Here is an 11,666-nt window from a genome sequence, read left to right on the forward strand (position 1 = left end):
GGCGCGGTCGAGCTCGCCGGAACGGCCTCCGACCTGCTACTGCACCTGTGGCACCGGCTGCCCGCCGCCCGGCCCTCGCCGCGTCCTCAGGACGCGGTCACTGGCACTTGCCCTTCAGCCACGCGCTGAACTCCGGCGTATAGTCGGTGGCCACCCGCTTGGCCCCGCTGGCGAGCGCCGACTTCCACGCGTTCTCGTTCAGGGTCCAGGAGGGCGGCGGCTCCTCCCACTTGGTCACCTCCGGCCAGATCGGGCCGCCGGTCAGCACCTGGCTCAGGCCCGCGGCGGTCACGCGGCTCCTGAGCTCGGCGGCGATCGCGCTGTCGTGGGAGTACAGGATGATCTCCTGCGACTGGTGGTTCTCCTTGACCGGCCCGAGCACCTCGTTCCACGCCTGCGCCTTGATGGTGGCGTTCGAGCTGAGCAGCGACTGGCGGGCCTCGGGCTTGATCTCGACCAGCCCGATCATGCCGGCCGACCTCATCGCGGCCAGCCACTCGCGGAAGGTGTAGACCGTCTCGCCCTTGAACAGGCCGCGCACGATGGTCCGGCCCTTGAGCGCGGTGTCGCCCGCCGCCCACCAGATCTCGGTGATGTTCTTCTTCGTGCCCGACAGGCCCCAGGTCGAGGTGTTGTGCCACATGACGGCCTTGGTGCCGTCCTTGGTGAGCTGGAGGTCGGCCTCGACGCCGGAGGCGCCCCAGCCCTTGTAACGCCGTACGGCGGTGGGGTTGTTGGGCTGGCGCACCTGGTCCCGCTCCCAGGCGTTGGCGCCGGTCGGGTAGCCGCCGTGCCCGAAGATCTGCGGGCAGGCGGGCAGTGTGGCATGCAGGGCGGCGGCCTGGGCCGCGAACGGCGAGGTGAGCGAGGAGGCCAGCGTCAAGGCGGCGAGGGAGGCGGCGAGGGGGACAGCCAAGGCACACACCTTTCGATCTTGTAGTTGCCCGCACTCTGCCACATTCATGGACGTTCCGTCCTGGGGGAGCGGCTCGGAGGGCGAGGGCTGCGCAGGCGTGACCCGGGTCGCCGGTACAGTCGTCGGTACCGTGACGGCTTGTGGCAGGCTGCCACGGGAACCGGCGCTCGAACCCCGTGGCGGGGCCTGTTTTTGTGGGATCCACACAAAGCAGGAGCCCCGGCGTGCACTATGCGGACATTGGTGCACGCGGTGGTCATCGAGCACGGTAGAGACAGTGACAGGCGAGGCTCCGGGGACCACCCCGGACTTCGCCTACTTGTACGGGGTACGTGGGAGGCTCAACCGGTGTTCAATCGTGTCGCCATCGTCAACCGCGGAGAGGCCGCGATGCGGCTCATCCACGCCGTCCGGGATCTTTCGGCGGAGACCGGCAAGCGGATCGAGACGATCGCGCTCTACACCGACGCCGATCGCGACGCGACCTTCGTCCGGGAGGCGGACGTCGCCTACCCGCTGGGGCCCGCCTCCGCGCGCCCGTACCTCGACCACGCCGTGCTGGAGCGGGCGCTGACCGAGACCGGGGCCGACGCCGCGTGGGTCGGCTGGGGGTTCGTCGCCGAGGACCCGTCCTTCGCCGAGCTGTGCGAGAAGATCGGCGTCACCTTCGTCGGGCCGAGCGCGGAGGCGATGCGCCGGCTCGGCGACAAGATCGGCGCCAAGCTCATCGCCGAGGAGGTCGGCGTCCCCGTCGCGCCGTGGAGCCGCGGCGAGGTGGCCACGCTCGCCGACGCCCTGCGCGCCGGCGACGAGATCGGCTATCCCCTGATGCTCAAGGCGACCGCGGGCGGCGGCGGGCGCGGCATCCGCATGGTCGCCTCGGCCGACGAGCTGGCCGACGCCTACGAGCGCACCAGCCAGGAGGCCGAGCGGGCGTTCGGCTCGGGCGTGGTCTTCCTGGAGCGCCTGGTCACCGGCGCCCGCCACGTCGAGGTGCAGGTCATCGCCGACGGCCAGGGCACCGCGTGGGCGCTGGGCGTGCGCGACTGCTCGGTGCAGCGGCGCAACCAGAAGATCATCGAGGAGTCCGCCTCCCCGGTCCTGACCGGCGACCAGGCCGACGAGCTAAAGGCGTCGGCCGCGCGGCTCGCCGTGGCCGTCGGCTACCGCGGCGCCTGCACCGTCGAGTTCCTCTACCACCCGGGCGACAAGATGTTCGCCTTCCTCGAGGTCAACACCCGGCTCCAGGTCGAGCACCCGATCACCGAGCTGACCACCGGCACCGACCTGGTCCGGCTGCAGCTGCACGTCGCGGCCGGCGGGCGCCTGGACGGCCCCCAGCCGCGCGAGAGCGGCCACGCCGTGGAGGCCCGGCTCAACGCCGAGGACCCCGACCGCGACTTCGCCCCCGCGCCGGGCCGCATCGCCCGCCTGGTGCTGCCCGCCGGGCCCGGCATCCGCGTCGACACCGGCGTCAGCGAGGGCGACACCATCCCCGCCGACTTCGACTCGATGATCGCCAAGATCATCGCCTACGGCCGCGACCGCGAGCAGGCCCTGGCCCGCCTGCGCCGCGCGATGGCCGCCACCACCGTCATCATCGAGGGCGGCGCCACCAACAAGAGCTTCGTGCTCGACCTGCTCGACCAGCCCGAGGTCGTCGACGCCGTCGCCGACACCGGCTGGATCGACCGCGTACGCGCCGAGGGCCGCCTGGTCAGCCACCGCCACTCCGCGGTCGCCCTGGCCGCCGCCGCGATCGAGGCGTACCAGGACGAGGAGGAGGTCAGCCGCAACCGGCTGCTGGCCACCGCCCACGGCGGGCGCCCGCAGGTGCAGCACGAGACCGGCCGCCCGCTGACCCTCAAGCTCCGCGGCGCCGGCTACCGGCTCACGGTGGCCAGGGCCGGGCAGCGGCGCTTCCGCGTCGGCATCTCCGACGGCGACCTCTCCCACCCGCTCGACGTCGAGATCGACCGCTTCGACGAGCACAGCGGCCGCATCACCGTCAACGGCCGCCGCTTCCGCCTGATGTCGGCCACCCACGGCCCGATCCACCTGGTCGAGGTCGACGGCGTCACCCACCGCATCAGCCGCGACGAGGGCGGCGTCGTCCGCTCGCCCGCGCCCGCGCTGGTGGTGGCGACGCCCCTGTCGGCCGGCGACGAGGTCGAGGCGGGCGCGCCGATCCTGGTGCTGGAGAGCATGAAGATGGAGACGGTGCTGCGCGCGCCGTTCCGCGCCCGCGTCCGCGAGTGCGGCGTCTCGGTCGGCAGCCAGGTCGAGGCCGGCGCGCCGCTGATGCGCCTGGAGCCCCTCGCCGGCGCCGAGGCCGAGCAGGCCGCCGCCGCGACGGGCGCCCCCGCGATCGACCTGCCCGCCGCCCCGCCGCGGACCTCCGCCGCCCAGCAGGCCGAGCGCGGCCTCCAGGACCTGCGCGAGCTGCTGCTCGGCTTCGACGCCGACCGCCACGAGCGCGCCCGCATGTTGTCGGGCTACCTGGCCGCGCGGGCCGAGCTCGACGACCGCGTGATCGAGGGCGAGCTCGACCTGCTCACCGTCTTCGCCGACCTGTCCGAGCTGAGCCGCAACAAGCCGGGCGGCGAGCTCGACGTCGAGCCGGGCAGCCCGGTGCACAGCCCGCGCGAGTACTTCCACAGCTATCTGCAGAGCCTCGACGTCGAGCGCGCCGGCCTGCCCGAGGCGTTCCAGGCCAAGCTGCGGCGCATGCTCAGGCACTACGGCGTCGAGGAGCTCGACCGCACCCCGGAGCTGGAGGCCGCGGTCTTCCGGATCTTCCTGGCCCAGCAGCGGATGACCGCCGGCCTCGCCGTCGTGTCGGAGCTGCTGCGCACCTGGCTGGCCGGCGCGCCGCCGCGCGAGCCGCTCGGCGAGCGGGCCGGGCTCGCCCTGGAGCACCTGGTCGAGGCCACGCAGGTGCGCTTCCCCGTGGTCGCCGACCTGGCCCGCGGCGTCGTGTTCCGCTGGTTCGCCCAGCCGCTGCTGCGCCGCAACCGCGCCAAGGTCTACGCCGCCGTCCGCGACGAGCTGCGCCACCTCGACCGTGACCCGAACGCGCCCGACCGCGCCGAGCGCATCCAGGCCATGGTGGCCAGCTCCGAGCCGCTCGTCCGGCTGCTCGGCCAGCGCATCGGCCGGCCGGAACGCGACCTCGCGCCGCTGCTGGAGGTCCTGACCCGCCGCTACTACGGCAACCGCGGGCTGTCGCAGGTCGCCACCCGCGACAGCGCGGGCTGCCGGTTCGTCACCGCCGAGCACACCGGCCCGCGCGGCGTGACCCGCCTGGTCACCACCGCCGTCGACATCGCCGCCCTGCCCGACGCCATCGACGCCGTCGGCGCGCTGGCCGACGGGGTGGGCGGGCGCGGGCTCGTCGCCGACCTCTACCTCACCTGGGACGACCAGCCCGACGCCGAGGAGATGGCCGTACGCCTCGGGCAGGTCCTGGCCGAGCGCCCGCAGCCCGCGGGCATCCGGCGGATCACCACCACCGTCGTGGGCACCAGCGGCGCGGTCATGCACCACCACTTCACCTTCCGCCCCGACGGCGCGGGCTTCGCCGAAGACCGCCTGATCCGCGGCCTGCACCCGCAGATCGCCCAGCGCCTGCAACTGCACCGGCTCCAGGAGTTCGACCTCACCCGGCTGCCGTCGGTCGACGAGGAGCTCTACCTGTTCAAGGCCGTCGCCAAGAGCAACCCGGCCGACGAGCGGCTCATCGCCATGGGCCAGGTCCGCGACCTGACGCCGCTGCGCGAGGCCGACGGCCGCCTGGTCGCGCTGCCCGCCGTCGAGGACGCACTCAACGCCGGCCTCGACGCGATCCGCAACATCCAGGCCCAGCGCCCCCAGAACAAGCGGTTCGACACCAACCGCATCATGATGTACGTCTGGCCCTCGACCGAGCTGACCACCGACGAGCTCAACATGCTGGTCCAGCGCATCCTGCCGACCACGGCGGGCGCCGGGCTGGAGGAGGTCCAGTTCGTGGCCCGCCAGCGCACGCCCTCGGGCGAGCTGAGCGAGGTCGCCGTGCGCATCACCCTCGGCCCCGGCCACGGCGCCAGCCTGCACGTCGGCAAGCCGTCCGACGAGCCGGTCCAGCCGCTGGACGACTACCGCCAGAAGGTGCTGCGCGCCGCCCGGCGCGGCAACGCCTACCCCTACGAGCTGACCGGCCTGCTCACCGGCCCCCAGGGCCGCTTCGTCGAGCACGACCTCGACGCCGACGGCGTGCTCGTCCCGGTCGACCGGCCCAAGGGCAACAACTCCGCGGCGATCGTGGCGGGCGTGGTCACCACGCCGACCGCGCGCCACCCCGAAGGCGTCACCCGGGTGGTGCTGCTCGGCGACCCGACCAAGGCGCTGGGCGCGCTGTCGGAGCCGGAGTGCTCGCGGGTGATCGCCGCGCTCGACCTGGCCGAGCGCATGCGCGTGCCCCTGGAGTGGTTCGCGCTGTCGGCCGGCGCCCGGATCTCGATGACCTCCGGCACCGAGAACATGGACTGGGTGGCGGCGGCGCTCAAGCGCATCGTCACCTTCACCCAGGCCGGCGGCGAGATCAACATCGTGGTCGCGGGGATCACCGTGGGGGCGCAGCCGTACTGGAACGCCGAGGCGACGATGCTCATGCACACCAAGGGCATCCTGGTGATGACCCCCGACTCGGCGATGGTGCTCACCGGCAAGCAGTCGCTCGACTTCTCCGGCGGCGTGTCGGCCGAGGACAACTTCGGCATCGGCGGCTACGACCGCGTCATGGGGCCCAACGGCCAGGCCCAGTACTGGGCGCCCAACCTGCCGGCCGCCCGCGACGTGCTGATGGCCCACTACGACCACACCTACGTCGTGCCCGGCGAGCGCGGCCCCCGGCGGGCCCCCACCGCCGACCCGGCCGACCGGGACGTCCGCGACTACCCGCACACCGTGGCGGGCAGCGACTTCTCCACCGTCGGCCAGATCTTCTCCGCCGAGCACAACCCCGACCGCAAGAAGCCCTTCGACATCCGCACCGTGATGCGCGCCCTGTCCGACCAGGACCACCCGGTGCTGGAACGCTGGGCGGGCATGGCCGACGCCGACACCTCGGCCGTCCAGGACGTGCACATCGGCGGCCGGCCGGTCTGCCTGATCGGCATCGAGTCACGGCCGGTGCCGCGGCGCGGCTTCCCGCCCGCCGACGGGCCCGACTCGTACACGGCCGGCACGTTGTTCCCGCGCTCGTCGAAGAAGACCGCGCGGGCGATCAACGCGGCCTCCGGCAACCGGCCGCTGGTGGTGCTGGCGAACCTGTCCGGCTTCGACGGCTCACCCGAGTCGATGCGCAAGCTCCAGCTGGAGTACGGCGCGGAGATCGGCCGGGCGATCGTCAACTTCGACGGGCCGATCGTGTTCTGCGTCATCTCCCGCTACCACGGCGGCGCGTTCGTGGTGTTCTCCAAGGCGCTCAACCCGAACATGACCGTGCTGGCGCTGGAGGGCTCGTTCGCCTCGGTGCTCGGCGGCGCCCCGGCCGCGGCGGTGGTCTTCTCCGGCGAGGTGAACAACCGCACCGCCACCGACCCGCGCGTGAGCGAGCTGCAGCGGCAGGTCGCGGCGGCCAGCGGCGCCGAGCGGGCCGCGCTCAACGCCCGCCTGGCCGAGGTCCAGCCGGCCGTACGGGCGGAGAAGCTCGGCGAGGTGGCCGCGGAGTTCGACCGGGTGCACAACATCCAGCGCGCGGTCGAGGTCGGCTCGGTCGACGCGATCATCAGCGCCGCCGAGCTGCGTCCGCGGATCATCGAGGCCATCGAACGCGGCATCGCCCGCCTGCACCAGGACTCCTGACCCCGCACCGCCCCCGGGCCACCGGTTCGGGGGCGGGGGCCGGGCCTCAGTCGCGCGGCTCGACGATCAGGAACACGGGCATGGTGATCATGAGCAGCGCGCCGGGCGCCGGCGCCTGGGCGGTCACCACCCATTCCCCCGTCTCGGGACCGCCGTCGGGGTTGGTCCGCTGCACCCGCGCGGTGATCCCCAGCGCGGCGAGCTGCCCGTTCGCCGCGTCCAGCTCCATGCCCCACAGCTCGGGCATGGAGCCGATGTAGGTGGGGGAGGGCGCGGCCGTCGCCGTCGCCGGGAGCGGCTTCCGAGGGGGAGGGGCGGCCCGGTCGCCGGCCCCCTCCAGCAGCAGGGCGGTGAACGTCCCGCTCAACGCGAGCCCCATGACGACGAACGTGGCGATCAGACGTGCCTCCGGCCGGTTCACGCCTCCTTTGTACGCCATCGGGATCACGTCGTCGGCCTGCCCGGCGTGGCGTCCTCCCTTGCTGGGGCGAAGTGGCCAGAATGGGAAGCATCTGGTCACTCAGCGTGAGGGGAAAGATGCGGTCGATCACATGGGCGGCGGCGGTCGCCGTCGCGGTCGTCGCCGCGGGACCCGCCACCCTCGCCGCGGCGGACTCCGCGCCGGGCGGGGACACGTCCTGGAAGAAGCTCACGTCCTTCCGGGTCTCGCCGGCGGCGCCGCACCAGAACGACGCCATCCGGCTGCTCATCCACTGCCCCACCCAGGCCAACCACGCCGTCGTCGGGTCCACGGCGTTCCCCGTCAAGGGGTCGTGGCGGATGTTCCGCGAGGTGGGGATCGGGCTGGGTGGGATGGGGTTCGGCAAGAAGGGCGTCGTCATCTCCCGGTACGCGCCGCCGGGGGAGCACGAGGTGCTCCTGAAATGCGTCAAGGTGACGGCCGACTGGCTGACCGGCCTCAGGAAGGTCAAGGTCATCAGCCGGTCCGAGGTCCCGCTCGTGGTACGTCCGTTCCGCCTCGGCCAGTTCTTCTGACGCACTGAAGCCCGGCTGCCCGGAGCGTTTCCTTGACCCGAGGGCGAGATTCTGGTTAAGCCGGAAATGTAGGGAACGGCATCCCCTTATGGTGACTCAGGTCTCACATACCCGTACCGGGTTCAGGTTGCCGGAGGTGGACGGCTCCCGTATCCTGCACGTTCGTAAGAGCCGGAGCGACGGGGGAGGGCCGGTGGGGAACCTGCGGCGGGGTGCGCGTGCACTCCTGCTCGTCGTCCTCGCCCTCGGCGTGTGCGGGATGCACACGCTCGGCCATGTGAACGCCCGGCACGACATGGCGAACGCCCGGCACGGCCCGGCGGTCGCCCACGAGCTCCCCGTCGCCCCCGTCGCCCCCGTCGCCGCCCTGGCGGGGCTCGCTCCCGGCCACGAGATGCCGGGGCTCGATCCGGCCGGGGTGTGCCTGGCCGTCCTGACCTCGCTGCTCGTCGTGGTGCTGCTGGCCCTCTGGGTCGGGGTGCGGCGGCGGGCCGTCGGCGGCGCCGACCCGGGGCCGGCCTTCCGGCCCGTCGCGCGGCCACCGCCGCGGCCCACGTCCCTGCGGCTGGCTCGTCTCTCGATCCTGCGCATATAGGCCGGCCTGTTCGCGCGGACGCCCTCGACGGCGATCCGCGCGCATCGGCCTACCCGCAGTTCCAGCGAACGAGAGAGCACATCAGCATGTCCATCAACCGTAAGATCGGCCTCGCCGCCGCCGCAGCCGCGCTCGTCCTGCTCACCGCGTGCGGCGCGAACGACACCGCCTCCACGGCCGCGCCCGAGGCCACGACCGCCGGCGCCACCGAAAGCGCCACCGCCGGTGCGCCGTCGTCGCAGCAGTCGTTCAACGACGCGGACGTCATGTTCGCCCAGATGATGATCCCGCACCACCAGCAGGCGGTCGAGATGGCCGACCTCGCTCCGCAGCGGGCGAAGGACTCCGAGATCAAGAAGCTCGCGGCCGACATCAAGGCGGCCCAGGACCCGGAGATCCAGACCATGAAGGGCTGGCTGACCGAGTGGGGCAAGCCCGTGCCGTCCGGGGGCATGGGGCATGACATGCCCGGGATCATGTCCGCCGAGGACATGAAGAAGCTCGAAGGGGCCAAGGGGGCCGCCTTCGACCGGCTGTTCGCCGAGCAGATGATCGCCCATCACGAGGGAGCGATCGAGATGGCCCGCACCGAGCAGGCGAGCGGGGTGAACCCGCAGGCCAAGGAGCTGGCCAAGGCCATCGAGAGCACGCAGCAGGCCGAGGTGGCCCAGCTCCGCAAGCTCCTCGAGCGCCTCTGACCCGACCCGCCGCCCGGACGCATGCGCCGTCCGGGCGGCACCGGGCGGGTCGTGCCCAGCCACCGCCACCGCGCAGCCGCCCCTTGTGCGGCCGGGTCGCCGGCCGCCCGGCGTAGAGGCCGACGCCGGCGACGGGCATCAGGGGTCGGCGTCGTGGACGTGTGACGGAAGCGATGCCTGGGGGCGGGCGGCCCGGCGGAGCATCGCCGAAGGCCGGCGGAAGGGCGCAGCCACACCGATATCAACGGGGCGGCCCTTCTCCGCCGTCACCCGGAGGGTGCGCGCAACGGCGGCCGGGCCGGCCGGACGCCTGGCGGTCTCCGTCGTCACCTGAAGAGGTGGTCCGTCCAGCGTGGGGTTTGTCTGGTTTTTGGGTGGTGTGTTCGTGTCGGGGAGGTGAACGGTGGGGTTGGTTTGAGGGGAAGGGTTGCGGATGGGGGTGTTCTTGTTTACCGTCCGCTATGAGGGTTAGGAAAGTTTCCTAACGCCCCTTCACCGATCACGGTCCACCTGCGGATGGCCCTATGGCACCCCCTATCCGAAGGATCAACGCATGATCAGACGTTCTGAGCGGCGCCCCCGGCGGTCGTCGCTGCTCGTCACGGCCCTGGTCGCGGCCCTGATGGCGGCCGCGCCCCTGGCGCCGCCCGCCACCGCCGCGGCCGGTTCCAGCGCCGACACGCTCCTGTCAGGCGGCAAACCGGTCACCTCGTCGTCGGTCGAGGGCAGTGGCTTCGAGGCGGCCAAGGCGGTGGACGGCAACGCCTCCACCCGCTGGGCCAGCGTCGAGGGCCACGACCCCGAATGGATCAGGGTCGACCTCGGCGACACGTACAACGTCTCCAGGGTGAAGCTGACCTGGGAGGCGGCCTACGGCAAGTCGTACAAGATCCAGACCTCTCCGGACGGCGCCACCTGGACCGACGTCTACTCCACCACCTCCGGCAACGGCGCGACCGACGACCTGACGGTCAGCGGCAGCGGCCGGTACGTGCGCATGTACGGCACCGCTCGCGGCACCACGTACGGCTACTCGCTCTACGAGCTGGAGGTCTACGGCAGCGGCGGCGGCGGCGGAACCGACACCACCCCGCCCTCCGTCCCGGGCAACCTGCGCGCGACCGGCACCACCTCCACCAGCGTCTCCCTGGCCTGGGACGCCGCCACCGACAACGTGGGCGTCACCGGCTACCTCGTCCACCGGGGCTCGACCCCGGTGGCCACCGTGACGGGCACCACGTACACCGACACCGGCCTGACCCCCGCCACCGCCTACAGCTACACGGTCAGGGCGCGCGACGCGGCGGGCAACCAGTCGGCGGCCGGCGGCGCCGTCACGGCGACCACCCAGCCGGGCGGCGGGGGCGGTCCCGCGGTGCCCTTCGGCAGCCACACCATCCCGTACGCGGCGGGCATGCTGCGTCCCTCCGGCGACCAGGCCACGCTGGACGCGCGGGTGGTCGACTACTACAAGCGGTGGAAGGCCGCCTTCGTCCGGCAGAACTGCGGGAACGGCTGGTACGAGGTCATCTCCCCGGACGCCGACCACCCGTACGTGGCCGAGGCCCAGGGCTACGGCATGGTGGTCGTCGCGACCATGGCCGGGGCCGACCCCGACGCCAAGAAGATCTTCGACGGCATGGTCAAGTGGATGATCGCCCACCCGTCGTCGGTCAACCCCGACCTGCTGGCCGCCGAGCAGGACACCGCCTGCAAGAGCGTCGACGGCAGCGACGGCGCCACCGACGGCGACATGGACGTCGCCTACGGCCTGCTCCTGGCCCACCGGCAGTGGGGCAGCTCGGGCACGTACAACTACCTCGACCTGGCGATCAAGCACATCAACGCCATCAAGAAGGACGAGATCAACCCGTCCACGAACCTGCTCAAGCTGGGCGACTGGAGCAGCTCGGGCGACCAGTACTACTACATCACCCGCACCTCCGACTGGATGGTCGACCACTTCAGGGCCTTCAGGAAGGCGACCGGCAACAGCGCCTGGGACACGATCAGGACCGCCCACCAGAACCTGATCACCACCCTCCAGGCCAACTACGCCTCCGCCACCGGCCTGCTGCCGGACTTCGTGGTCAACACCAACTCCACCGCCAAGCCGGCCCCCGGCCAGGTGCTGGAGGACCCGAACGACGGCCAGTACTGGTGGAACGCCTGCCGCACCCCGTGGCGCATCGCCGACGACGCCGTGACCAGCGGCGACGCCAAGTCGCTCGCCTCGGCCAGGAAGCTCAACTCCTGGATCAAGAGCAAGACCGGCGGCGACCCCGGCAAGATCGCCATCGGTTACAAGCTGAACGGCACGCAGATCTCCAGCGGCAGCGAGGCCGCCTTCTTCGCCCCGTTCGCGGTGGCGGCGATGACGGACTCCGGCAGCCAGGCCTGGCTCGACGCGCTGTGGAACAAGATGCTCGGCACCCCGATCGACGCGAGCAGCTACTACTCGTCCAGCATCCAGCTCCAGGTCATGATCACGGTGACCGGCAACCACTGGGTGCCCTGACCGGCGGCGGGGGTGGCGAGCAGGAGTGGCAGCAGGCCGGTCAGCAGGGCCCGTCTCATGGGGTTCCTCCCTTCGGGGGCCGTGCCCGCGGACGCC

Annotated in this window: 7 protein-coding genes; 5 read left to right on the forward strand and 2 right to left on the reverse strand. The window is 72.3% G+C overall.

Annotation, left to right across the window (positions count from 1 at the left end):
* Positions 1–97: 97 nt before the first annotated feature.
* Positions 98–916: a glycerophosphodiester phosphodiesterase family protein gene (locus ABZ459_RS52410; protein ID WP_357988989.1), complete on the reverse strand. Its 819-nt coding sequence runs from the start codon at positions 914–916 to the stop codon at positions 98–100.
* A gap of 348 nt (positions 917–1,264) precedes the next feature.
* Here ABZ459_RS52410 and ABZ459_RS52415 point away from each other — a divergent pair, with 348 nt between their 5' ends.
* Complete coding sequence (locus ABZ459_RS52415; RefSeq protein WP_357988991.1) at positions 1,265–6,763, forward strand: carboxyl transferase domain-containing protein; 5,499 nt, start codon at positions 1,265–1,267, stop codon at positions 6,761–6,763.
* 46 nt (positions 6,764–6,809) lie between these two features.
* Here the strand turns inward: ABZ459_RS52415 and ABZ459_RS52420 are convergent, their stop codons facing one another.
* Positions 6,810–7,184, reverse strand: coding sequence for a PASTA domain-containing protein (locus tag ABZ459_RS52420; protein WP_357988993.1), 375 nt, complete (start codon positions 7,182–7,184; stop codon positions 6,810–6,812).
* A gap of 116 nt (positions 7,185–7,300) precedes the next feature.
* Here ABZ459_RS52420 and ABZ459_RS52425 point away from each other — a divergent pair, with 116 nt between their 5' ends.
* The 4 genes from ABZ459_RS52425 (at position 7,301) to ABZ459_RS52440 (ending at position 11,570) form a co-directional block, all read left to right on the forward strand.
* On the forward strand, positions 7,301–7,759 hold the full coding sequence (locus tag ABZ459_RS52425; protein ID WP_357988995.1) for a hypothetical protein: 459 nt from the start codon (positions 7,301–7,303) through the stop codon (positions 7,757–7,759).
* 193 nt (positions 7,760–7,952) lie between these two features.
* Positions 7,953–8,354 carry a hypothetical protein gene (locus tag ABZ459_RS52430; protein WP_357988996.1) on the forward strand — a complete coding sequence of 134 codons (402 nt, stop codon included), beginning with the start codon at positions 7,953–7,955 and terminating at the stop codon, positions 8,352–8,354.
* 86 nt (positions 8,355–8,440) lie between these two features.
* Entirely contained in the window at positions 8,441–9,052 is a 612-nt protein-coding gene (locus ABZ459_RS52435) for a DUF305 domain-containing protein (protein WP_357988998.1), read from the forward strand.
* A gap of 553 nt (positions 9,053–9,605) precedes the next feature.
* Complete coding sequence (locus tag ABZ459_RS52440) at positions 9,606–11,570, forward strand: glycosyl hydrolase family 8 (protein WP_357989000.1); 1,965 nt, start codon at positions 9,606–9,608, stop codon at positions 11,568–11,570.
* Positions 11,571–11,666: the final 96 nt, after the last annotated feature.

The sequence above is a fragment of the Nonomuraea sp. NPDC005692 genome (assembly GCF_040631115.1).
Lineage (GTDB): Bacteria > Actinomycetota > Actinomycetes > Streptosporangiales > Streptosporangiaceae > Nonomuraea.